Here is a 23,025-nt window from a genome sequence, read left to right on the forward strand (position 1 = left end):
AGAAAAAATTGTATACTTGGACACCATCGCCTACAACGAACGTTTTGAGAACCGTGTCATCCCAGGTTTTGGCGATCCCGTTGTCAAACAAAAACTTAATGAGATGTTTGAAAAGCGCTATTCCTCGGATTCTGTTCAGTCGGATCCTCGGATCGAAAGTTAAAACAATGTGGTGGGGGGCGGAGTCCTCCGCCCCCCACCAACACTTACCCGATGGGTATATCTACAAGCTTACACAAACTTCTTGACGCTACCCAAAGTCTATTACCGTGTAGTTTATTGTTGTTCCATTGCCGTCGTGTAAAATAATCGACTTATGCAAAGGACATCTCTCTATAATTTGCTTGTCCATCACTTCAAGGGGCAGTCCTGATTTTAACCTGTGAAAAAAGCTGTCTCTCTCGAAAATCACCACATATTCCATTAACTTGTCCTCTAGGCCCCGCCTGCGTTCCCTGTTTTCCCAAAACCCGTATTTTTCTCTCAAGTGAAATCCACCTGTTAGGAGTACAATTTCTTCTTTTCTTGGAGTAAGTGGAGTACTTTTTATCGTCATTATTCTTTCGATTCTCAGTAAGGTGTCGATGCCAAAATCAGGTGCAACCTTGGTATATGTGTTGTCTTCAAAATCAATAAGCAGCACATCTGTTGTCTCATACGTGTTCGAAGTCGAACAGCCAACCAGGCAATAACGATCATCGATCCCTCGCATTTCTGTTCGATACACGGTTGAATTCCCCAGAACATCTGTTAGTGATACAGTAATTTGAGATGACTGCACATGACCGAATTCTACCCTATGAATGTGCATTAAAGCTTTTTCATGCGAAAACCAGGCACAATAGAATGCCCCATTGTAAAGCAGTCCAGAGAAATCCAACGCTTTTTCCTCACATTCCCCTAAAAAGAAAATGCTCTTATTATGAAATCCATTGACACGTAAAATATTGAGCATGACCAGTACCTGCCTTATAAGAATAGGAATGAGGGCTGTCCCGAAAGTCTCTTTGGAAATTTCGGTTCCCATTAGGCGAAACATGCGAAACGGCAGAAGGCGAATACAAAAAACCCGCTCTCGCGGGCTGTTCTGCATTTAATAGGATTCATTAGTCAGTTGTATAAAATCATCGGCATGTCTGCGAATATATTCGGCAAGACGATTGAACGAATCGGAAGTAGCCTGCTGAAGCTGGACATAGAAAGCGTTGAAGGACGCCAGCAATTCCGCATCACGCCCAAGATCCTGAATCGTGGCAGCGAAGCTGTCCAGGCTTCTTGCATAATTCCTCTCGGCGAGAAATCCTTCTATCTCCTCTGCAAGCTGCAGAATCCCCTGTTCCCCAATAAGGGGCAGCGTGTTCTTCAACGAAGACCAGATGACAGGCTGTGCATGGTAATAGGCACTGCGCCAATACAAGTCCTCCGGCGAATGAATGACATGATCGTAGTAGATCCGGAACATAAATAATGCCTGTTGACCGTCTGTAAGACTGTCATAGAACGCCCTCTCGTCTCCCCCGCCGACCCGGATGTTCTTGAACTCGCCGATCAAGGGCGCGAAGCAAGCCGAACAAAGCCCACGGTCATCCATCGTGTCAAACTCATTTCGTTTCATTACTGCCAACAACGTTATAATCACTCCCTCATCTGCGATTATAACGGAGTTCCAATTATAGTCAAGACAACCGTACTGCAAGGCATCGGCTATAGAGCCAGATCCTCCCATGCTTCCTCCGTTAGATCCGTATTGACGCCGATTGCAGAACGACTGCCCTCGGCTGCCGCAATAATCAATTGGGATGGCGTGATGACAGCTGTATCTCCCGCTGCGTAGACTCCTTTCACGCTCGTTCTGCCAAAGGAATCTGTCACTATACCGCCCATCTCATTCCTTTCACAGCCCAGTTGCTCACCAAAGGAGGTTGTCTGCGAGAATTGCGGAGTGACGAAGCCGCCCTCTCTTGCAATCGAGCTTCCGCCTGCAAAGCGCACTTCCGCCAATCGTCCTTCTTCTCCAAGAAAAGCTGCGATAGGCTCAGTTATGACTCTGATCCCCTTGCCTGACAGCACCCTCTGCTGCTCATCCGTAATAATAGAATGCCCATTCGTGCATAAAACGAGATCCCGGCTCCAGTTATATACGGTCTTGACCATATGCAAGGCGCGGTTGCTCTCCGTAACCAGAACAAGCGGCTTGTCCTTCAGCTCCCACCCGTCACAATAGGGGCAGTTAAACAAGCTTTTGCCATAAAAGTCATGAAAGCCTTCAATTGCGGGAAACGTTTCCTTCAAGCCTGTGGCCAGAATGAGCTTGCCAGCAGCAAACTTCTCTCCTTCTGCCGTTTCGACCTGGAAGCCGGATTCTGTGCTGGAGAGTCCCGCAACCTCCCCTTCAAGACGTCGTACGGTCGGATATTGGGACAGCTCTTCATGCGCAATAGCCCGAAATTCAGCCGGCTTGACACCATCCCTTGTAATAAAGCCATGCGAAGCATGCGTGACGGCATTGCGGGGCTTGCTGCTGTCGATCAATAGAGTGCTTCTCCTCGCTCTTCCAAGTACTAAAGCTGCATTCAGACCGGCAGGCCCTCCGCCAATAATTACACAATCGTAAACCATGCCACTCACTCCTTTATTTGGGTATCTATTGTTTCCACTGCATTCACGCTTTTGGCTGATCCTCATTCACTAATTAAAGACTTTATATGTCTATAATATCTATATTAATGAATGTTGTCAATTGTTCCTCTCCGAACATCCTTATATCCCTTTCATTGATCTTTGCGCATCCCTTAGCTCTCTCCATGATAGGAGCCGGATGTTCTCCTGATCGAACAGTTCCTTGATCTGCGGATCGCTGAAAAGTCTATGTTCCCATTCCCTCTTTTCCGCGTGCGGGGTCGCAGCTCTTGCATGAGCCGAGAATAGCGCCGGATGAAGCAAAATTTGCGTAATGCCCGGCTCTGTCGCCCTGATCTCCTGCTCCATTCTCACTTTGAAACGACCGTACTCCTCTCCGTCTTCCAGCTCATACGGGAGTGCGATGATATGATCAATCAGCATAATGCCGCGACGATCGGCTTCAGCGATCCGCTGTTGGAATAGATGCCTCTGTTCCTTGCTGAAGAACGGCTGCGATACGATTCTCCTCGGAAGATTAAACGGCAGGCCGTACTGCTCGCACAATTCAAAAGCAAGCTCCAGAAAATCTCTCCCGACCGCGAAGCCCATCAAACAGCCGGCATGGGTATCCAGATGTGTCGGGTCAACCCCCAGTGCAATGGCAGATTGAATTTGCGCATCTAATTCAGCCTTCACTTCCATTGCATCAGCATACCGCTCAATCGTATACATCTCACGGGGCAGAAATCCATTCCTATTCATCACACTTCCCGCCCGATGCCCTTGGAACACAGGTCTGTATCCCGCGTCGCCGGAACTGCAGAGGGTAAGGTGAATTCCAGCATTGACATGCGCGTTGCGCTTACAGAAAGCAGCCGCCTCCGCTGCCCAGGAACAGGGCATCATAATAGATGCCGAAGTGATGGAACGGCTGAGAAACATGTCCTGAATCCCCTCATTCGCATGCGGTGAGATACCATAATCATCGGCCTGAATAATAATATAACGGTCTTGGGAACGTAATCCCGGATTCTCTAGCATACAGCTCTCTCCTTTAATGGCCCTTATTCCATGCAAAAAGAGGCGCGGATCACATGAAAGTGATCCAGCGCCTCTGGCAGGTTTAGGTATTATAGTTCTTTCGTCCATCATTATATAACAGAAAACCGAAAAGTAAAGCATTAATTTTGCCTATTTCGATAAGAGAGTCAACCCATCCATCACAATAGACACTATTTGCTCTTCTTTGCCGCTTTCGATATCAATTCATACACGGCCGGAAGCGCATCTCGGGCTTCTCTCTTTCTCATGTTGTCAATATAATAATGGCGGCTGTCATAAAGCTGCTTGAGAGCAGAAACCAATGCTTCCCCTGTTAACTGTTCCTCGTACAGCACTTCACAGAAACCGGATTTTTCGAAGGATCGGGCATTCAGCAGCTGATCTCCCCGGCTCTGCTCCTTCGATAATGGAATTAAGAGCATCGGCTTGCTCAGCGATAGAAATTCAAAGATCGAATTGGACCCGGCCCGCGATATAACGAGATCACTCATAGCCAGTACATCCTGCAGCCCTTCATGAATATATTCAAATTGCATATAGCCAGGATGAGAGATTGAAGCATCGATTCCCCCTTTGCCGCATAGATGGACAATCTGGAACTGCCGGGCAAGAGCAGGCAGCGCTTGCCTGACCGACTCATTAATCGAGCGTGCTCCGAGACTGCCGCCCATAATAAGCACAACAGGCTTCCTCTCCGAGAAGCCACAGAACGCCCTTCCCCTCTCTGCATCTCCGCGGCTGATTTCCTCGCGAATAATTGCGCCCACATAATGGCATTTGTCTCGCTTCAAGTGTTCCGCTGTCTCCGGAAAAGTCGTGCAGACACCCGCAGCAAACGGAATCGAGATGACATTCGCAAGCCCCGGCGTAAGATCAGATTCATGAATTATAACAGGAACCTTGTTTAGCCAAGCTGCCAATACAACAGGTACAGAAACAAAGCCTCCTTTGGAGAAAATAACGCTCGGCTTTCCTCTGCGAATCAGTCGATAAGCCTGCAGCACACCCTTCATTACTTTGAACGGGTCCTTCACGTTCTGCCAGTCCATATATCTTCTCAATTTGCCTGTTGCAATCGGATGATAGGCTACATTGGCAATAGAGGAGACAAGCTCGCGCTCTATGCCATGCTCGGAGCCGATATAATCGACTGACCAGCCCTCTTCAAGAAACCGGGGAATCAGGGCGATATTGACCGTAACATGACCCGCTGATCCGCCTCCGGTGAACATAATTTTTCTCATAGGCTTCAATTATGCAACTCCTTCCAACTGCCGCTAAACCTATCATACCAAAAGCAGGAGCAGGAGGCACTCCGTGACTACGGATGCATCAGAATACGCTCTATATAGGCTTTAATATCAACGACACGCCTGGAAGCAAGCTTCTCCTCAGCTCCCCAAACAATGAATGGGATTAATGATTCGGTCTCATGGAGGGAACCATGTCCGCCTCCTCCCTCATGCGTTGGCGAGCTGTGCCCTTTAAGCTCATAGCCCTCTTTGGCGGTGACAACGAGAAACTGTCCTTTATGCGATGTTAAAGCGCCGTATATCCGTCTTAGCGCATCAGGGTATTGACCGTAGCGCAGCCCGTTATTCTCACGTTTCATATGCATATCCAGCAGCGCTGCATCTCCACTGACAGTCCATGCTTGACCGTACTGGTCAACGATTTTCCCTCCCGGCTTGTATTGAAATGCCGTCTGAGCTCCTCCTTTCGTCACATGGATCCATCCGTCCTCCTTCCATGCAATGAGATCGACACGTTGATCCGCTTCAACCACATCTGCCAGCTGGCGCATGGACGCCTTTGTATGAAGCTTATACACATAAGCCATCGTTTCATTGACGGCGAACACAAGCTCCGTATCCTTTGTCACCCGGTCACCAGGCCGGAGGCTGCTATAGCCGCTATACAGGGTGGTCAACTCAATAACGGAGTGTTCCCTTGCAGGCCGCAGCTGGCTCATGCCGCTATCGCCAACAATCATAACTGTCGCCTGGCTCCTCGCTTTGTCTGGAGAACCGAACGCTTGCAGCAGATCGTGCAGCTGCTTATCCAGCTTCACCAGACCTTTCATCGATGAGGGTCCCTTCTTATGAAGCTCCTGGTCGAGATCAGGCAGATAAACATACAGAAAATCAGGCAGCTTATTGTTGCGGATTAAGTAGGCCGCTGTTTCAACAGCGAACTCATTGTTAAATCCCATTCGATTGGCAAGCGAGTCAGGCAGCTGCTTCAACCCGTCAAGCGGATTCGATAACGACCCGAAGGACAGATAATCCGGCCCCTTGACGGTGAGCGATTCCGGCAATGATACCGTTTTGCCGAGCCATGCCGGGATCTCTATCGTATGCTCCACCGGCCCGCGATAAATTAGTCCATTAATAGAACCACTCTTGAGCCCCTTCCTGCTCAGCTCCTCATAGATCGTAGAGACGGCGGGACTTAGATCCCGGCTGTTCAAATGAAGCAGCCCGTCCCATACTACATCCTTCACTCCCTTTCTCATAATTTCCATCGGACCTGTGCCGTAATTAATGTCTTTCTCCGTGTCGGCATTATACCAGGCCAGTCCGGGAATGTGATGCTGGTCCGGATAGGTTCCGGTCATTAAGGAGCTGTCGATCGTAACGGACATTGTTGGAAATGAGCTGACGATATCCTTGTAGTACTGGCCATTGTCAATGAGATACTTTAATGTAGGCAGCTTCTGCTGCGCTATGCCCCTGTCTATCGCCTCATACATGAGGGAATCCACGAGAATCAGAATGACCTTCTTCGCATGAGTTCCTTCCTCGGACTGAATATGAAGGAGATCCCTTTCCTTCTCTTCCTTATTGCCGCCACTACATCCCGATAGAAGTAAAAGGGCCAACAGCCATACAGCACATCCAATTCGTCCGGGAGCCGCCATTTGTACTCACACCTTTTTATATGTATTGCCTTCATTGTGTTCCATGCCTATAGAAGTATGCACGGCAATAAAAGGAACAATGTGCATAATACGGCTCTTCGCGGGGGAACATGAAGCGTAATAGATCATACATTCAGGGTGGATGAGACGAATGAGCCAATCCGAACTGCTCTCGCGAAGTCTTCAGCATAATATCGAGACGCTCAAATCATTAACGGGAAACAGCTCCGATATCATTATCCGCACCTTTCAAGGCGCGGGCGGTTTGCCCATGGCGGTTATCTATATTAATGGGCTGACTGACTCAGCGATGATTAACGATAATATTATGAAGCCGATTATGTTGTCCGGACGCACGAACGAGAATACAGCCAAGGCAAGCGTCGATCATTTCCGCACGGTCAGGGATCAGGTTGTTTCCATATGCGCAGCCAGCGAAATACTGCGATGGGATGCTTTCATACTGACTATTCATAACGGCAACACTGTTATTCTCGGAGATGGCTGGAATCAGGGGATTTCTGCAAGCACGGCCAAATGGGAGCAAAGAAGTGTCGAAGAGCCCTCCTCACAAACTGTTATTCGGGGACCCAAGGAAGGCTTTACCGAGAATATCGGCATCAATGTTGCCCTGCTGCGCCGCAAGATCAAAAGCAAAAATTTGTGGAAAATCGACCGGCGAATCGGAACGGAAACACAAACGGATGTCTGTATCATGTATCTGAAAGGGACAGCCAATGACGATGTTGTAACCGAAGTGCTTGAGAGACTTGACCGCATCAAGACAGATAGCATACTGGACAGCTGCTATTTGGAAGAGTTCATTCAGGACAAGACCTTCACGCCGTTTCCGACCATTATCAATACAGAACGCCCTGATAGTGTCGCGGCCTCGATCCTTGAAGGCCAGGTGGCTCTTCTTGTAGACGGCACACCATTTGCTCTCATCCTCCCCGTTACCTTCTTCAAGTTCTTTAGTGCAAGCGAGGACTATTATCAACGGTTTGATATATCGACCTTTCTCCGCATTCTGCGCTTAGGCTCATTTGCGGTATCCATGCTTCTGCCATCGCTTTATTTGGCGATTACGACCTTTCATCAGGAGATGGTGCCCACAACTCTTCTTATCGGCCTGGCGGCACAGCGTGAGGGCGTTCCTCTGCCGGCATTCTATGAAGCGCTGCTGATGGAGGTCACTTTCGAAATATTGCGGGAAGCCGGGGTCCGCATGCCGCGTGCTATCGGCTCTGCTATATCGATTGTAGGAGCGCTCGTATTGGGACAAGCTGCAGTAGATGCTGGTCTTGTATCTGCGGCTATGGTAATCGTCGTATCCTTCACCGCTATATCCAGCTTTGTCATACCGGCATCTAATGTTGCGGTTGCCGCACGCTTAATCCGCTTCATGCTCATGATGCTTGCTGCAACGCTGGGCTTATTCGGGATCATGTCAGGAATTTTCTTCCTCCTGATCCATCTGTCATCTATTCGCTCCTTCGGTATTCCTTATCTGACGCCAATATCTCCATTCATACCCAGCAACATTAAAGATACGATTGTAAGGGTGCCCTGGAAGCTGATGAATACGCGTCCTCGTCTATTCGCCAAAAATAATTACAGACGTCAAAAAAGGAGATGATGATATGAGGCGATCGCTGACTCTGGCCTCCATCATCCTTCTTGTATGCTTGCAAACTGGCTGCTGGAGCCGGGTGGAGCTTAACAGGCTGGGCATTATCAGCGCATCTTCCCTGGACCTGTCCGAGGATAATCAATGGGTCGTGTCCTTTCAAATTATTATTGCAAATTCAAGTCAGGGCGGTGCCGGCAAGAACGGCTCGCATTCCCCTGTGACCGTCGTCTCCATGAAGGGCAGCACGATTCTGGAGGCACTCCAGAAGTGCGATCTGGAAACGCCCAGGCATCTGTTCTACTCCCACAATCGTGTGTTGATTATTAGCAAGCGGGTAGCCCAGCATGGCATCAATCTGCTCATGGACTATTACTTGCGCAACAATCAAGCGAGGGAGAATGTCAATATTCTCATTACGGACGGGGAAGCCAAGCCTTACCTGCAGGTGCTTGTGCCGCTTGAGACCATTCCCGGAAATGCGATTTCGAATTTGATTAACGACCGGCTGGATGATCAGCCCAAAATGGCGTTGTCCAAGATGTATCAAGTCATGCTTACGCTAGCGAACCCTACTGCAAGCGCGACTATGCGCGAGCTCAAAATTATCGGGGATAGTTCAAAGCAGCAATCATTGGACGCTCTGAAAACAACCAAGGTCGAAGGCAAACTGAAATTGGACAGGGTCGCTGTATTCAAGGGAGACAAGTTCAAGGGCTGGATAAGCCGGGCAGACAGCTTGGGCATACCCTGGATTACGAATGTGCTCCGAAGCACTGACATCCCCTTTTACTGCAATGGTGAAGCACGCAAGGATCAACTGTCCGGCTTCTATGTCGAGAAGACGCATTCCCAATTGAAGCCGCGGATTAAGGATGGCCGTTTGTTCATGTCCATCCACATTAAAGTGAAGGGCAATTTGAAAGAAACCGCATGCAAGCTGGAGCTGAAAAAATCGAAAGCTCTTAATCTTCTGAAGAAGCCGATTGAGAATGCGATCAAAGAGGATGTGGTGCATACCTTCCTCAAACTGAAGGAGTTGAAGGCAGATGCGCTGGGGTTCGGGGATGCCTTTCACAAGGCCTATCCCAAGGAGTGGAAGAAGCTCTCGAGGAACTGGGATCAGGAGTTTGCAAATATCACGATGGATGTAACCGTCGCAGTCAAAATCCGTCGAGCCGGAATGATTAACGACACCTTCAATATGCTAACGGAAAAATGACGAAGGAGGCTGTAAAATGGAGCGGATCAGCAAATTTCAATTGGGCGCGATGATCATTTTATTCCAGATTGGAAGCACTCCGCTATTCGAGATCGGGAGCAAGGCCAAGCAGGACGCCTGGCTGGTCGTCGTAGTCAGCATGCTGCTGGGATCGATTCTGCTGACCATGTTCCTGTACATCCAGCGAAGAGAACCGGAGATGAATCTTAGCGGACTGTTCATGCATTATTTCGGTCCGTGGATCGGGCGTTTTCTGCTGCTGTTCTATGTCTCTGTATTTGCTTATGAGTCGATGCGGAATTTGCGTGACTTCGGAGATCTTACCATAATGACGATACTCCCCCGGACGCCGATCTCCCTGATTATGATCATCATTCTTTCCCTGACCATCTATTCGATCTACAAAGGAATGGAGGTCTTCTTCCGTGTTGCTGAATTTATTGTTTGGGGCGTATTGTTCTTTTATTTTGTCCTGTTCGCTATGTATTTGATTTCAGGCATTATCGTATTTGACCATATTCTGCCTGTTCTTGAGAATGGCATTCAGCCCGTCATTAAGGAGAGCCTGTCGGGTTATGTCTGGTTCCCCTACGGTCAAATGATCATATTCCTCATGTTCTGGAACTATCTGAGCGAGAAGACGCTGCTCGTCAAGACGACGGTTCTGTCCTTTGTTGTATCCGGAATCGTCATCCTTATTACGAATATGATCAATCTGATGGTGCTTGGCCCGGCATTGCCGGACATCTCCTCGATCCCCCTGCTCCAATCTGTGCAGCTGATCCAGATCGCCAACATTCTGGAGCGGTTCGATGCGTTCGTCATACTGCTCTTCTATGCGGGCATATTCATCAAGTCCACCTTGTGGTTTCTGGCCGCAGTTCTCGGACTCTCCCAGCTGTTCCAAACCGAATACCGGAAGTTTGCCCTTCCCGTTGGAGCGATCATCTACTCTTTGACGTTCATCCCGCCCAACTGGCAGACACATGTTGAGATCGGCGAAACGATTGCGAAGAAATACATGCTTAATCCGATCTATATTCTCTTTATACCGACGATTCTTATGATCATCATGTGGATCAGAGGGCCCAGCAACAAGAGCAGCAGCCAAAGCTCTTGAAGAAACGAGCCGACGAGCAGATGAGCATTGTTGCGAAGATGCGACAATGCAACAATGCGACAATGCGCAAATGCAAAGATGCAGGCTGAGCCGTCGATGACCGAATGCCTGCCTGCGACAATGCAGGCTTGAGCTGTCGATGACCGAATTCCTGCCAATGCACCTACGCCGCAGGTTTTCTCTCGTTCCCCAGCCTGATCACTGCTATCGAAGCCGTCGAAAGCCGAAAGCCTGCCAATGCGCAGGCTTTCTCTCGTTCTGAGACTGCTGGGAACAAAATGCCTGCCAACGCGCAGGCATTTTCGCCGTATTGCCCCTGTCGGCCAATTCCGCCATATATTCCTGCACTTTCGCAGGTACTTCGTCTCTTACTGCCACTATTGCCCGAAATCCCTGCCCTTTCGCAGGCATTCACTCGTCCCTGCCTGACCACTGTTTTCGGAGCCGTCCAAAAGCCGAATGCCTGCCAATGCGCAGGCTTTCTCTCGTTCTGAGACTGCTGGGAACGAAATGCCTGCCAACGCGCAGGCATTTTCGCCGAATTGGCCCCTGTCGGCCAATTCCGCCATATAATCCTGCACTTTCGCAGGCACTTCGTCTCCTACTGCCACTATTGCCCGAAATCCCTGCCCTTTCGCAAGCATTCACTCGTCCCTGCCTGATCACTGCTATCGAAGCCGTCAAAAAGCCGAAAGCCTGCCAACGCGCAGGCTTTCTCTCGTTCTGAGACTGCTGGGAACGAAATGCCTGCCAACGCGCAGGCATTTTCGCCGTATTGGCCCCTGTCGGCCAATTCCGCCATATATTCCTGCACTTTCGCAGGCACTTCGTCTCTTACTGCCACTATTGCCCGAAATCTCTGCCCTTTCGCAGGCATTCACTCGTCCCTGCCTGACCACTGCTATCGAAGCCGTCAAAAAGCCGAATGCCTGCCAACGCGCAGGTTTTCTCTCGTTCTGAGACTGCTGGGAACGAAATGCCTGCTAATGCGCAGGTATTTTCACCGTATTGGCCCCTGTCGGCTAATTCCGCCATATATTCCTGCACTTTCGCAGGCACTTCGTCTCTTACTGCCACTATTGCCCGAAATCCCTGCCCTTTCGCAGGCTTTCTTCCGGCCTTCCAAGAAGTAATGCCATTCGCTCAATCGCTGGCTTATAGATGCAGATTACCGGCTTCTACGAATGACAAAGCCTGCATCCGTTCTGGTGAATCCAATCTTCGGGTAATAATCCAATGCCTGGGGCGCTGACAATAGAATAAGCGAGCATTCCTCCCCGATTCGTGCCTGGACACGCTTGACGAGCTCATTGCCGATTCCTGACCTCTGGTAATCCCCGTCGACAGCCAGGTCGGATAAGTAGCAGCAGTACGAGTAATCCGTCAATGCCCGGGCAATACCAACCAGCTTGTCCCCATCCCAGGCCGATATAATAATATCCGCATTCGCAATCATCCGCTTCAGTCTTTCCAGATCCTCATACGGTCTGCTGATGCCGGACTTTGCAAATACTCGCGCAAGATCCTCAGGCAGTATAGCCGTTGTTTCACGGTATGTAATCTCCATTGCAGTGTCCCCCATCTTCATGATTAAACTTTACGTTTGAAAACCGCTACGATATCCCTGGATTGGCCTTGATAAACGCTTGTGTCGAAACAAGAGATCAATTCCCAGCCTTCAAAACCGTAGCTATTTAGCAACTCTTCGAATTCATCCTCTTTAATCTTACCGCCGAGAAACCCGCCTGTCTTATACTTCACAGTCTTGTAAGCCCATCTGTCCATCTCTCACCTCTCCTCCTATGTCACTGCCAGCTTGCGGCAACGCGGTAATAAAACCGTGCTCCATCGCTTCGCTAGCCGCGCATGCAGAACTCGCAGCTCAATTATGAATATATTACTTGAAAAGATAGTTTTATACAAATTGCAACACCTCTTACATCATCGCATTTCTGCTTGAGTGCCATTCCCTTGCAGAACGCATTTGGCCGGAAGCCGCCACTTCCGCTAACCGGTCTGCTGCTTCGGCAATCCGGCGGATACCGTTGTGGATCTGCTGATCATCTGTTCGGATGACACTGACTCTTAACGCATTTTCGCTAGGGAAGGCTGGCAAGTAGAATCTGTCCGAGGGTGTAACGAGCACCTCCTGCTGCCTTAGAGCTGCCGCTATCTCCCATGCGTCAATTCCGTCAGGAAGCGTGATGGAGCAGAATATGCCACCTTGCGGAGCATCAACTTGAATACGCGGAGCAAGGTAACGCAGGCTTGCGTCCTGCAGCACTTTCATCCGTTCCCGATACCGGCTGCGCATATGAGTGACATGCCGGTCAAACATGCCGCTGTTCAAATAGATTTCCAGTGCCGCTTGTGATAATGCCGCTGTGCTGAGGTCATTGGATGATTTGAACAACGTAAATGTCTCGATCAGCCGCTTGGGCAGGACAGCCAGTGCAAGCCGCAGGCCGGGCAGCATCACTTTAGAGAAGCTTCTCGTATAGATCACATGGCCTGTTGTGTCATAACTATAGATGGGATCGGCCTTCCGGTCGATTTCCAAATCTCCCAGGTAGTCATCTTCCACAATATAAACATCATATTTGCTTGCCAGTCTGGCGATTTGCTTCTTCTGCTCCTGGGTATAGCTCCATCCTGTTGGATTATGATAGCGCGATACAGTATAGAAAAACTTGATGTTATTGTTGCGAAAATGTCTCTCCAGCTCTTCCAGGTCAACGCCATCCTTCGTGCGGGCAATTCCGACTGCTTTAATATGCAGCAGCTCCAGAGATCGAAGCATGCCGGAATAAGCCGGCTGTTCGACAAGAACAGTAGATTTGCCATTAGGGAATGGCATCACATTCGCCAGATGCAGCGCTTGCTGCGAGCCTGAAACGACGCAGATATGCTCCGGACGGGCGAATATTTGCGAGTCGGCCAGATGCTTTGCCAGCGATTGCCGGAGAGTCAAGAAGCCTTGCGGATCTGTATAAGAGAATAATTGATCTTGATAGAGTGCAATGGCACGGTTAAGACAATGCTGGAAATCCTCGTAAGGCATCACCTCTGGATCCGGGGCAGCGGACGAGAAATCAATGAGTCCGGCAGTGGCTTGCACATCGGAGGCAGCACCCTGCACCGCATAGTAGCCGCTCTTGGGAACCGAATAAATGAGATGCTCCTTCTCCAAATCATCATAAGCCCGAATGACAGTATTTTTGCTGCAAGCAAACTGGCTAGATATCTCCCGTATCGACATCAGCTTCGCTCCGGGCTTAATGGCATTCGACTGCAGCTGGTCTTTAATATAACGCTTCACATGCTCGTATTTGTTCATTTTAGCCGCCCCCTCCCCCTCTTCTGTACAGGTACAGAAGAGTTAAATTCACATTTACCTCAAGTATCTGTAACTATTATACTTGCAATCATAATGAACAGTCTATATCAGGAGGGATACAGATGGAATGGAAGCATGACAGCTTGCCTTACCGGATCAGCGATGACAAACAGCTGCTGGATTTGAACATGATTCACACGCTGCTGCAAAGCAGCTACTGGGCTTCAGAGAGAAGTATAGAGCGCACCAAAGAGAGCATAGCGGGCTCGCTATGCTACGGCATTTTTGACGAATCGGGGCAAATTGGATTTATGCGGGTCGTTACAGACCGCGCGACAATCTCATGGATATGTGATGTCATTATTCATCCGGACCACCGGGGCAAAGGGCTCGGCAAGTGGCTCATGCAGTACCTGCTGGAGCATCCCGATGTTCGCCATACCAATATGCTTCTGGGTACCCGGGATGCGCACGGCTTATATGAGCAATTCGGCTTTGAGAGAAGAGAAATGATGCGAAGAACTGTTGTCAGTCATTAGGACAATCTGATCTCCTTATGCCGCAATTATTTCGTTCTCTCCCATGGCACCCACCAGTTCCAACGGCCGAGCCATTTCATGAACGACGGTACCAGCACGAGTCTAATAATCGTCGCATCAATCAAGATCGCTGCAGCGATCCCGATCCCTAGCTGCTTGACTCCTGCCACCTCGCCAAGCGCGAATGGCGCCGTAACTGCAATCAGGATCGCTGCAGCAGACGTGATAATCCGGCTTGTTGACGATAATCCGGCCATTACCGCATATTCATTATCGCCCGTCTTCCGATGCGCCTCATAGATTCGCGACAGCAGAAACACCCCGTAATCCATACTGATGCCAAACACAAGCCCGAATATAAAAACAGGGATCATAATGGCGACAGGACTCCTCTCGAATCCTCCTATCCCCTCTTCGAATATCCACGCCAGAATGCCAAAGGATGCGCCTAGACTGAGCATATTCATCACGATTGTCTTAATCGGTATAACGATAGAGTGAAAAGCGATTGCGAGCAGCATAAAATTGGCGGCAAATATAAACATCCCGGCATATTTAATGTTGTTAAATATGGCATCAAACACTTCCTGCTGATACTTAGGCTCTCCACCAATCAGCCATTGCACCTTGCCTGCTTGCACCTCCCGCGCCAACTCCCTGACCCAGCTCCTGGCCGCCTCTGAGGACGCGCTGTCTTTAAGAATAGCGTGCAGAAGCATCCGCTGCTCCCCTATATCCTGCGGACGAGTGGAACTTCCCTGCTGTTCGCGCAATCTTGGTACGACGGGGGAAGGGACGGCATTAACCTCCGCTACGAAGGGATCGCCTGTTAACCTTTGCATCACAGAGTGGACTTCTCTCTCCTTTTCGCCAAGGCCAGACCATTCCGCTCCGCTTACATTAGCCAGCATATAAATTTGAGAGGCTCCTGGTAATCCGAAATGAAATTCGAAGGTCTGGTAAGCGCTGCGAGAGGCATATTGCTGTGGCAAGGAAGAGGCATCAGGTATGGCAATCTTCAATTTAGTTAATGGCATAAATAAAATAATGAGCAGCAATGAAGCCAGAATGCTCAGAACAACTGGCCTGCGCATGACAAAGGCAGCCCATAGAGGCCATAGATTGGAAGTTTGCAATTGGGAGCGCGGATTTGATGCCGATCTAAGGCAAGGCGTCAGGAGCGTCAGCAGGGCGGGCAGCAGCGTCAATGCCAGCAGCACCGATACGGCTAGAACAGCAGCCGCGCCCAGGGCGACTGATCTGAAGAGCGGCAGCGGGATCAAACATATCCCGGCAAGGCCGAACCCGGCACAGGCTGCCGAGAGCAGCACCGCTCTCCCTGCAGTTCCCATTGCCGTTGCCAGCGCTTGCTCTGCCGCCGAACATGCCAGTTCCTCGCGATACCGTCCTACAATAAGCAGAGCAAAATCTATACTGAGCGCCAAGCCCACCATCGGGATCACATTGAGGACAAAATTCGATAGGGACACAATTGTACCCAGTCCATACATGAGTCCCATCGTAATGGACACAGCGACCATGCCGATGACGACCGGCAGGATCGCGGGTACAATTCCACGGAATGCGAACAGCAGAATGAGGAAAGCAATCGGAAGGCCGATCATTTCGGCTTGTCGCAGATCCCTTTCACTGGTCTCATTTACATCGCGCTGAATGACTGATTTGCCTGTCATCGTTACCGATGCGAATTCATGGGCAGGCAATCTCGCAGCTGCTTCATTAAGCAAAGGTGTTATTTCATAGCTTTTATAGGAGGATGCGAGCAGTGCGTAGGCGTAATTGCCTTTGAACATGCCTGGATGCTCCAGAGGAGACCGGATCGCCTCAATGCCCCTTACTCCCTCCAGCCTCTGCAGTGTTAGCGCAATGAACCCATGGAATTCCGCTGTGGATAGCTGCGCTTCCCGTTCGAATAACAGAATTACGGGATCATCCGGAATTTGATAATCAACAGCTAATATCCGCTGAACCTCACTATAATCGCCATCGGCAAGCAATCCGTGATCCTCCAGCACTGCAGGCAGCTTGGATGCATGCATTCCGATCAGGAGCAGAAGCACGGCCCACAGCATAATAACAATTCTGGGGAATCGCTGTGCGACAACTGCAAGAAATTGTATGCCCATATGTTCGCTCCTTCTCCGCTACTCGCCGGGTATCAGGCATGCTCCGTGCCTCGCGATCAGATATTTAACCTCGTTAATTGAACGAGTTTGCGTGCCAGCCCAGGTGCAGCGAAATGGACACCAGCGAACAGACGAGGCAGCAGCGGGACGCCAAGCAGCCCTTGCAGCACACGTCCCCAGCCAATCGGTCCGGTAAATTCCCGCTCCATCACCGCCGAATACTCCTCCTTCCAGCCGTCCATCGTCAGCTCGCCGCGCAGATAGCAGTGACCCAGATTGGCGCACAGCTGCGCTGAACGCAGCGCCATAGACATGCCATCACCGCATAGCGGCGGAATCATAACCGAAGCATCGCCCGCCACCGGGATGGAATCCCACGTCATCAGCTTGCGTCCGGTATCTACCGGAGCAACCGAGCATTGCGTTCCCGGCACCGGGAATGCGTGCTTCAACCTCTCGTACAGCCTGCGGTTTCGACTTGCGGCATAGTCAATGATTCCGGCTACGGATTTGTCTGCATGCCGAATCGCTTCTCTTGTCAGCAGTGCGGCAACATTGATCCGCTCTCCTTCCACAGGGCATATGCCCAAATACCCGCCCGAAAAAAAATAGAGCTCCACAACCGGCTCCATTTCGATTCCTGTGTAATGCGATTTGATCCCTACATATGCCTTCTTCTTCACAGGGCCCCCTGTTCCTGCCGCCGGATGCACGATGCCAGCCCGTCGCTGAGCGCCCCAAGCTGCAATGACTGCTCTGGCATAATAGGTCACATCCCCGCTCTCCTGCTTCGTCTCTATCGAATATCCCCCCTCACGGGGATACAGGGAGCTAACCGAGGCGGCTGTCCTAATATCCGCACCCGCCCCCCGCGCAGCATCATGAAGCGCGGAATCCAGCGCATACCGGCTTACGCCAAACGTTGTGCCGGGTAGAGGAATATCCAGCACTGCCCCGTGGCTTAGGATCAAGCGCGCCCGCTGGATCCCGCAGGGCCCAAGCGATGTTACGGCATCCAGCAGGCCTAGCGAGCGCAAGCTGCGCAGTGATTCCGGCGAGAGAAATTCACCGCACACCTTATGCCGCGGGAACCGCTGCCGATCGATCAGAATGGTTCTCCACCCCTTATCGGCCAAAGCTTTGGCCATGCTGCCGCCTGCGATGCCGGCACCGAGCACGGCTACATCATAGCTGGTATCCATCACGTTCAACTCCATCACTGAATTCGCCTTCTCACCGTCTTCTGCAGAATGACCGCATAGCGGAACAAGGGCCGCCATGAATAAGCCATATCCGCTGCCCCCTGCAGCGCGTCCCTGATGCGGCTCCAATCCTTCTTGCGGAACCCTTTCGCTACTGATAACGGTCCGTCATGTAGGATATAACGATTGTTCGAAATGATTCGCGTGGTCAAGCGTACGACAGCCCATGGCAGCCAATGCCGATGAATATCGTTAATGACGACGCCCAGCCGCGACACGTTCAGCATGCATCTGATGACATTCGGCAGCTCCGCATCTGTAAAATGGTGTACAAACTGCGTCCCCGTAACGATATCCGCACGGTCAGGCGGGAGGGCAAATAAATCTCCTCTTGTCACCCGGACTCGCGGCTCATTGCGATAGAAGCGGCTTGCTTCCCTGCAAGCCTCCTCCGTAATATCGACAAGTGTAATTGTAAGATCGATCCCATTGGCAGCAGCCCATCTCAAGAGAGCAGCGTTCACATCCCCTGAGCCTGCACCGATGTCCATAATGGTGAGAGAACGGGGCCTGCCAGCCAATATCCATAACCTATGTATGCCGTATCTTGTCGGCGAGGCGGCACCGAAAATATGATTGAGCACCCGCAAATGGCGAAGCGCTTCATGCAGCTCATTCCCTCCGGAGCTGAAGTCATCCATCAGCTCCGGCTGCACGGCCCGTTCCTTCAGTGCTCTAAACATAAGCTCTGTCGGAGTACTGCTCCTGCTGCCTGGTTGAAGGAACATAATGGAATCGGATCATCTCGGCTGTTAGACCGGGACCGAATGCGATCGCAATTCCACTGCTCCCTCCGGAAGCTGTCTGGCTAAGTTCCTGCAGCATCTCATTCAGAACGAACAGCAGCGTAGCCGACGACAGATTGCCATAATGCAGCAGCACATGACGGCTGTAGCGCGCTTGTTCATCGGTCAGCCCGAAAATGCCTTGCATTGTGTCAATGATTCCGCGTCCCCCGGGATGAATGGCCCATAGGTCGGGCTTCTCTCCGTCATGCAGCAATCGGCTGACCTCTTTCGGAATCAGCTCGCCTAGCAGCTTGGGAATTTTCGGAGAGAGGTAAAGATGGAAGCCGTAATCGCCCACCTCCCAGACCATCTCCTCCGCGCTGTCCGGAAGAAGTACCGAATGCTCGTCTCCCAGCTGGAGAAGCCCGCTATGGCAGTCATCAGCGGTTCCGATAACACAAGCAGAAGCGCCGTCTCCGAAGAAGGAAGCCGCTAATAATGCCTCCTTCTCTATAGAGGGCTGGATGTGCAGTGTGCATAATTCGACGCATACGATAAGCACATTGGCTTCATGCTGCCTGGATACAATTCCCTTGCCCAGACAGATGGCCTTCAGCCCTGCAGCACAACCAAGAAAGTTGAGCGGAATCCGATTCACGTGAGGGGCAAGTCCCAGTTGATGAACCAATACGGCATCCAGTCCCGGCAGAAATTGTCCCGTACAGCTCACCGTGATCAGATGCGTGATATCGCTCGCCGTGATGTTGCTGTTATACAGCGCGCTGCTCGCTGCCTTGAAAGCCAGTGGAACAGATTCCCGCTTATAGATACTCATTCGCTCACTGGTGGCAGGAATATGCTCCATCGTTTCCTGTGGTAAATAGCGGCAGCCGGTAATCGCTGCAAGCAGATCAGGCTCGCAAGTATAGCGGGTATTGACCCCGCTCTGCCTGAATATCCGCTTCGCCCAGCGTATGGAGTGCGGATCCCCTTCCAGCGCTTCACATAATCGTTGTGATGCATCCTCTTGATCGATCCGGCAATCGGGCACCGCAGTGCCTATTCCCAGAATTGCAACTGTAGGATCAGCGTGTTCCATTGCCGCTATCATCTCCTCGGACAAGTGTAAGACTTATACACCATCCTATTCCACAGCCTGGACCAATATAACCGTGCGGTTGAAGCCAAACAAGCAGATCACCTTATGCGACCTGCTTGTCTGTTGACCCGATTAGCCTGTAAAGTTGCCTGCAACCGCGGTTCCGCTAAAGTTTCTTGCGCCAATCGTCGTGCCAGGATTGGCAGCAGCAGTAAAGATCTCTGCTGTGTACTGAATCTGTCCTGTCGCAACTACCGCCGCAGGAGGAAAATCAACCGTGCTGAAGCCAAAAGCCTGATTATCCAACGAGTCAGCAGCACCATAAACCGTTTCAAAAATCAAAACGGCGTTACGGTAAACATGAATGGTGACCGTGCCGAACTGTGGTCCAACAACGATTTTGGCAAAACCATTCAATTGCACACGAACAAGACCCTGATTGGCAACGGAAACACCTGCGGTTTGCAAGCCGATATCTCCAAACACCAATGGCGTTGCAGCAACGGGAATTGCAGTTGGAGAGGCGTCTGAATTCGCTTGCTGCGATATCCGCATATCAACAAATTGTATGCTCATCTTCTCACCTCCCTATCAGTACTATGATAGTTTATGAGAGGACAGGCATGACCGATTGGGTATTCTAGCATAAATTGCTAGATTGCACAGAGCGTCCGCATAATGTTATGAAAATCAGCAATATATCTATCCGCAGAATAAGTTGTACGGATATACTGCTCGCCTTGCGCCTGAATCCTTTCTCTCAATGTCTTGTTCTCAATCAATTCTATCGCTTCATAAGCGGCGTCATTCGGTGTTCCGGCGTGAAAGAACTTGCCCGTCACATTATGGATAATCGAGCTTCTGATCCCTTCTGAATCGGTGGATAAGACCGGGCATCGGCAGCTGATCGCCTCTGCAGCCGCATATCCGAAGCTTTCGACATTAGATGTCGAGATCAGCATTCCGCCGGAATCGCTAATCGATGATAAATAATGCGGCATCTCCGCATGGGGAACGTTCGAACGGACAATGAGGTGATTGACAAGAGCAAGCCTGCGTACCACACCCTCGAACTGCCCTCTCTCCTCTTCCTCGTAAATATTGGCGTCCTCGAACATCCAAAGCTGCAGCTTGGGGTACCGGTACAGCAGCACACTGCCAATCTGCAGAAACAGCCGCCAGTTCTTATTCCGTTCAATTCTGCCGATCCAGGCAACAATCGGCTGCTCTATGAATTGCGCCATGCCCGTTGGCCGATAGCGAAACAGCTCTGTATCGACGATATTCTGCACATAGAATCGCGGAAAATCAGAGAGATAAGAATTGAACAACCCCATCAAATGCGGTGTTTCATGCGTTATCGCACCGCTCGCATATTGTCTGATGTACGGCACCGCATTCGACAGTGTAATTCCGGCCTGCTCCATGCTGCCGAGGCCTTGCGCTTCATAGATCAGCTTCCCCTGATAGCCGAGCCCGCGCAGTCTGCGAAGCATCAAATGGTCACATATCGTGACAATTATGTCATATTGATTGGCATGAATAATGGTACTCAGCTCATCGTCCCGGTCCGTAATGAATAGCGGGATATCCTTGATATTTTGCCGGCCAGCCCCATCTCTTGAGTAGAGAAGATGGCATTCAATTCCAGCTCGTCTAAGCGCATGGCATCTGAGCCGATTCATCGTTTCCACTCCGCCGCTTGGTACGAAATAACTGAACAAAATCTTCATGACTACCCTCACCCCTTGAGCATCTCTCAACCTGCCTTATATTTTATGCCAATGGAATAGGTTTGATTGGGTTACATTAAGATTGCTGCATGTTCACATATAAGGTAGACTTATATTAACTGAGCATCCCCCCATATCATGAAAAAGGTGAATCCGATGAATGAAGAGCAATATGCCGACGTCAAAAAATTAATGGAGACCTTCCAGCGTTTCGCCAAAGCGGATTGGCGCAGAGAAACCAGGTGGGGTATTAAAGCCAGTGAAATACGAGCACTGCTGGCTATACAAGATATATGCCGCTATAATGAGCATGGAGCCAACGTATCCGACATCAGCAAGAAGCTGCACGTGACCTCTCCTACCATTACGCAAATTATGAAGAGCTTGACTGCTCACGGTCTAATCGAGCGTTCTACTGACGCCCGGGATAAACGAATGACAACGATCAAGCTGACGGCGCGGGGCGAGGAAATTACCGGGAAAGCGATGGCGCGCTATCGGACAGTCTTCACGGGCCTCAAGGAGTCGCTCGGCAAGGAACAGACCGATACGCTGGTTCATCTGTTGGATCAGGTGTATGCTTACTTTAAAGAAGCGAGCATGCTCGACGACGAATAGCAAGCCCGAGCTGCCGCCAGTCCGCCCTAGACGGTCAACATGAATAGCCCTCCAGCTTCCCGTTCAGGAGCCGGAGGGCTATGTTCATATCCATAACGCCAAGCGCGAGCCTGGCGCGTACTTCCGTTCACTTGGCAGACAGTATCGTCCACTAAACGTTGATTTTGTTTACAATCTTGAGAACCGCAGCTCTCGTTAGTTTATTCCCGCCCGCAGCAAGAAGATTGACGGTTGCATGGGCAAGCGCCAACGGAATTTTGCAGAACTGTACAGCAGGTCCCTTCCTCAGCTCAGCGATATAATCATCCGCAAGCTTCAGATTGCGGCGTGTATACTTCAGCATATCCTTGAACTCCCAGCCGTCCGGGAAGAAGTCCACTCCGCGCTTGAGATCCTCATCCCGATTGCGCAAAATATTAACAGCCTGAAGCCCTCTTCCGAAAGCAACCGCCTTCGTCATGTCAGACTTGGTTCCATCATTCCATTGCCACAGCTCAGAGAGCATCTCGCCTACCATGCCAGCAACACTGTAGGTGTAGCGATCCAGATCCTCTTCTGTCGATATCCTCCACTGCGTCTGTACCCAATCAGCCATCTGTTCTGACATCATCGCGATGTAATGAAATACAGTCTGGGCTATTGAAGCCGGACAGAGAAGCATCCATTCATTCAACCGCATCGATACCTCAGGCAGAATCTCCTTGTGGGGAGACAGCTGATCCTGTGTCGCTTCAATCGCATTGGGTGACTTGATCGCATCCCGGATTCCGTACAGCAGATTCTTCTTCAATTCATCGTTGATCTCTTCATGATCCTCGATTTCATCAATCGCACGCATACATAGATAGGCAGAGGTCACCGCTTCCCGCAGCCCCGCATCCAACCGACTAATCGGAATATAGAAAGTCCGGCTCGTTTTCTCTAACATGGTCATAGCATCATTCAGGATGACGTTCGTAATGAGAATTCCCTCCAAAAAAGCAGCA

General features: G+C 50.5%; 21 protein-coding genes. 5 read left to right on the forward strand and 16 right to left on the reverse strand.

The features are described from left to right. Positions 1 to 250 precede the first annotated feature (250 nt). The 6 genes from K0T92_RS20390 to K0T92_RS20415 form a co-directional block, all read right to left on the reverse strand. Positions 251 to 1,027, reverse strand: a complete 777-nt coding sequence (locus K0T92_RS20390; protein ID WP_219874335.1) for a hypothetical protein — start codon at positions 1,025 to 1,027, stop codon at positions 251 to 253. Between the two features lie 66 nt (positions 1,028 to 1,093). Continuing rightward, positions 1,094 to 1,627 carry a hypothetical protein gene (locus K0T92_RS20395; protein WP_219874336.1) on the reverse strand — a complete coding sequence of 178 codons (534 nt, stop codon included), beginning with the start codon at positions 1,625 to 1,627 and terminating at the stop codon, positions 1,094 to 1,096. A gap of 77 nt (positions 1,628 to 1,704) precedes the next feature. Continuing rightward, on the reverse strand, positions 1,705 to 2,619 hold the full coding sequence (locus K0T92_RS20400) for an NAD(P)/FAD-dependent oxidoreductase (protein ID WP_219874337.1): 915 nt from the start codon (positions 2,617 to 2,619) through the stop codon (positions 1,705 to 1,707). 141 nt (positions 2,620 to 2,760) lie between these two features. Further along, positions 2,761 to 3,663, reverse strand: coding sequence for a polysaccharide deacetylase family protein (locus K0T92_RS20405; RefSeq protein ID WP_219874338.1), 903 nt, complete (start codon positions 3,661 to 3,663; stop codon positions 2,761 to 2,763). Positions 3,664 to 3,854: 191 nt separating this feature from the next. Beyond that, positions 3,855 to 4,928 carry an undecaprenyldiphospho-muramoylpentapeptide beta-N-acetylglucosaminyltransferase gene (locus tag K0T92_RS20410; protein WP_219874402.1) on the reverse strand — a complete coding sequence of 358 codons (1,074 nt, stop codon included), beginning with the start codon at positions 4,926 to 4,928 and terminating at the stop codon, positions 3,855 to 3,857. A 77-nt stretch (positions 4,929 to 5,005) separates the two neighbouring features. Next, positions 5,006 to 6,604 (reverse strand): alkaline phosphatase family protein, encoded by a 1,599-nt coding sequence (locus K0T92_RS20415; RefSeq protein ID WP_219874339.1) that lies wholly within the window; start codon positions 6,602 to 6,604, stop codon positions 5,006 to 5,008. A 151-nt stretch (positions 6,605 to 6,755) separates the two neighbouring features. Between K0T92_RS20415 and K0T92_RS20420 the strand changes: the two genes are divergently transcribed. The 3 genes from K0T92_RS20420 to K0T92_RS20430 are packed head-to-tail and all read left to right on the forward strand — an operon-like array spanning position 6,756 to position 10,576. Beyond that, on the forward strand, positions 6,756 to 8,243 hold the full coding sequence (locus tag K0T92_RS20420) for a spore germination protein (protein WP_246628313.1): 1,488 nt from the start codon (positions 6,756 to 6,758) through the stop codon (positions 8,241 to 8,243). A gap of 4 nt (positions 8,244 to 8,247) precedes the next feature. Beyond that, the gene (locus tag K0T92_RS20425) at positions 8,248 to 9,456 is read left to right on the forward strand and encodes a Ger(x)C family spore germination protein (protein ID WP_219874341.1); all 1,209 of its coding nucleotides are present in this window, start codon (positions 8,248 to 8,250) and stop codon (positions 9,454 to 9,456) included. A 16-nt stretch (positions 9,457 to 9,472) separates the two neighbouring features. Further along, complete coding sequence (locus K0T92_RS20430) at positions 9,473 to 10,576, forward strand: GerAB/ArcD/ProY family transporter (protein ID WP_219874342.1); 1,104 nt, start codon at positions 9,473 to 9,475, stop codon at positions 10,574 to 10,576. Positions 10,577 to 11,744: 1,168 nt separating this feature from the next. Here the strand turns inward: K0T92_RS20430 and K0T92_RS20435 are convergent. The 3 genes from K0T92_RS20435 to K0T92_RS20445 form a co-directional block, all read right to left on the reverse strand. Next, entirely contained in the window at positions 11,745 to 12,143 is a 399-nt protein-coding gene (locus tag K0T92_RS20435) for a GNAT family N-acetyltransferase (RefSeq protein WP_219874343.1), read from the reverse strand. Between the two features lie 23 nt (positions 12,144 to 12,166). After that, a complete protein-coding gene (locus K0T92_RS20440) occupies positions 12,167 to 12,361 on the reverse strand; it encodes a DUF4177 domain-containing protein (RefSeq protein WP_219874344.1) in 195 nt (64 codons plus the stop codon). A gap of 151 nt (positions 12,362 to 12,512) precedes the next feature. Further along, positions 12,513 to 13,913, reverse strand: a complete 1,401-nt coding sequence (locus K0T92_RS20445; RefSeq protein WP_219874345.1) for an aminotransferase-like domain-containing protein — start codon at positions 13,911 to 13,913, stop codon at positions 12,513 to 12,515. A gap of 122 nt (positions 13,914 to 14,035) precedes the next feature. Here K0T92_RS20445 and K0T92_RS20450 point away from each other — a divergent pair, with 122 nt between their 5' ends. After that, entirely contained in the window at positions 14,036 to 14,452 is a 417-nt protein-coding gene (locus K0T92_RS20450; RefSeq protein ID WP_219874346.1) for a GNAT family N-acetyltransferase, read from the forward strand. 26 nt (positions 14,453 to 14,478) lie between these two features. On the opposite strand, the gene K0T92_RS20455 is transcribed toward K0T92_RS20450, so the two are convergent. From K0T92_RS20455 to K0T92_RS20480, 6 genes are all read right to left on the reverse strand, one after another. Next, positions 14,479 to 16,599, reverse strand: coding sequence for an MMPL family transporter (locus K0T92_RS20455; protein ID WP_219874347.1), 2,121 nt, complete (start codon positions 16,597 to 16,599; stop codon positions 14,479 to 14,481). Between the two features lie 56 nt (positions 16,600 to 16,655). Then, entirely contained in the window at positions 16,656 to 17,816 is a 1,161-nt protein-coding gene (locus tag K0T92_RS20460) for an NAD(P)/FAD-dependent oxidoreductase (protein ID WP_246628319.1), read from the reverse strand. Beyond that, on the reverse strand, positions 17,816 to 18,544 hold the full coding sequence (locus K0T92_RS20465; RefSeq protein WP_219874348.1) for a methyltransferase domain-containing protein: 729 nt from the start codon (positions 18,542 to 18,544) through the stop codon (positions 17,816 to 17,818). Before K0T92_RS20465 ends, K0T92_RS20460 begins: the two co-directional genes overlap by 1 nt. After that, positions 18,537 to 19,688 carry a type III polyketide synthase gene (locus K0T92_RS20470; protein ID WP_219874349.1) on the reverse strand — a complete coding sequence of 384 codons (1,152 nt, stop codon included), beginning with the start codon at positions 19,686 to 19,688 and terminating at the stop codon, positions 18,537 to 18,539. Before K0T92_RS20470 ends, K0T92_RS20465 begins: the two co-directional genes overlap by 8 nt. Positions 19,689 to 19,820: 132 nt before the next feature. Further along, the gene (locus tag K0T92_RS20475) at positions 19,821 to 20,264 is read right to left on the reverse strand and encodes a hypothetical protein (RefSeq protein ID WP_219874350.1); all 444 of its coding nucleotides are present in this window, start codon (positions 20,262 to 20,264) and stop codon (positions 19,821 to 19,823) included. A gap of 77 nt (positions 20,265 to 20,341) precedes the next feature. Continuing rightward, entirely contained in the window at positions 20,342 to 21,421 is a 1,080-nt protein-coding gene (locus K0T92_RS20480; RefSeq protein WP_219874351.1) for a glycosyltransferase family 4 protein, read from the reverse strand. A gap of 156 nt (positions 21,422 to 21,577) precedes the next feature. On the opposite strand from K0T92_RS20480, the gene K0T92_RS20485 reads away from it, so the two are divergent. Then, a complete protein-coding gene (locus K0T92_RS20485; RefSeq protein WP_219874352.1) occupies positions 21,578 to 22,039 on the forward strand; it encodes a MarR family winged helix-turn-helix transcriptional regulator in 462 nt (153 codons plus the stop codon). Positions 22,040 to 22,190: 151 nt separating this feature from the next. Here the strand turns inward: K0T92_RS20485 and K0T92_RS20490 are convergent, their stop codons facing one another. After that, positions 22,191 to 22,973, reverse strand: a complete 783-nt coding sequence (locus K0T92_RS20490) for a squalene/phytoene synthase family protein (protein ID WP_219874404.1) — start codon at positions 22,971 to 22,973, stop codon at positions 22,191 to 22,193. Between the last annotated feature and the right edge of the window lie 52 nt (positions 22,974 to 23,025).

Origin of the sequence: Paenibacillus oenotherae (assembly GCF_019443105.1) — a bacterium.
GTDB lineage: Bacteria > Bacillota > Bacilli > Paenibacillales > Paenibacillaceae > Paenibacillus_Z > Paenibacillus_Z oenotherae.

Coding starts and splice junctions, on each gene's coding strand:
- K0T92_RS20390 (WP_219874335.1), bottom strand. CDS start 1,027: ATGGGAACCGAAATTTCCAAAGAGACTTTCGGGACAGCCCTCATTCCT.
- K0T92_RS20400 (WP_219874337.1), bottom strand. CDS start 2,619: ATGGTTTACGATTGTGTAATTATTGGCGGAGGGCCTGCCGGTCTGAAT.
- K0T92_RS20405 (WP_219874338.1), bottom strand. CDS start 3,663: ATGCTAGAGAATCCGGGATTACGTTCCCAAGACCGTTATATTATTATT.
- K0T92_RS20410 (WP_219874402.1), bottom strand. CDS start 4,928: ATGAGAAAAATTATGTTCACCGGAGGCGGATCAGCGGGTCATGTTACG.
- K0T92_RS20415 (WP_219874339.1), bottom strand. CDS start 6,604: ATGGCGGCTCCCGGACGAATTGGATGTGCTGTATGGCTGTTGGCCCTT.
- K0T92_RS20420 (WP_246628313.1), top strand. CDS start 6,756: ATGAGCCAATCCGAACTGCTCTCGCGAAGTCTTCAGCATAATATCGAG.
- K0T92_RS20425 (WP_219874341.1), top strand. CDS start 8,248: ATGAGGCGATCGCTGACTCTGGCCTCCATCATCCTTCTTGTATGCTTG.
- K0T92_RS20430 (WP_219874342.1), top strand. CDS start 9,473: ATGGAGCGGATCAGCAAATTTCAATTGGGCGCGATGATCATTTTATTC.
- K0T92_RS20435 (WP_219874343.1), bottom strand. CDS start 12,143: ATGGAGATTACATACCGTGAAACAACGGCTATACTGCCTGAGGATCTT.
- K0T92_RS20440 (WP_219874344.1), bottom strand. CDS start 12,361: ATGGACAGATGGGCTTACAAGACTGTGAAGTATAAGACAGGCGGGTTT.
- K0T92_RS20445 (WP_219874345.1), bottom strand. CDS start 13,913: ATGAACAAATACGAGCATGTGAAGCGTTATATTAAAGACCAGCTGCAG.
- K0T92_RS20450 (WP_219874346.1), top strand. CDS start 14,036: ATGGAATGGAAGCATGACAGCTTGCCTTACCGGATCAGCGATGACAAA.
- K0T92_RS20455 (WP_219874347.1), bottom strand. CDS start 16,599: ATGGGCATACAATTTCTTGCAGTTGTCGCACAGCGATTCCCCAGAATT.
- K0T92_RS20460 (WP_246628319.1), bottom strand. CDS start 17,816: ATGGAGTTGAACGTGATGGATACCAGCTATGATGTAGCCGTGCTCGGT.
- K0T92_RS20465 (WP_219874348.1), bottom strand. CDS start 18,544: ATGTTTAGAGCACTGAAGGAACGGGCCGTGCAGCCGGAGCTGATGGAT.
- K0T92_RS20470 (WP_219874349.1), bottom strand. CDS start 19,688: ATGGAACACGCTGATCCTACAGTTGCAATTCTGGGAATAGGCACTGCG.
- K0T92_RS20475 (WP_219874350.1), bottom strand. CDS start 20,264: ATGAGCATACAATTTGTTGATATGCGGATATCGCAGCAAGCGAATTCA.
- K0T92_RS20480 (WP_219874351.1), bottom strand. CDS start 21,421: ATGAAGATTTTGTTCAGTTATTTCGTACCAAGCGGCGGAGTGGAAACG.
- K0T92_RS20485 (WP_219874352.1), top strand. CDS start 21,578: ATGAATGAAGAGCAATATGCCGACGTCAAAAAATTAATGGAGACCTTC.
- K0T92_RS20490 (WP_219874404.1), bottom strand. CDS start 22,973: ATGACCATGTTAGAGAAAACGAGCCGGACTTTCTATATTCCGATTAGT.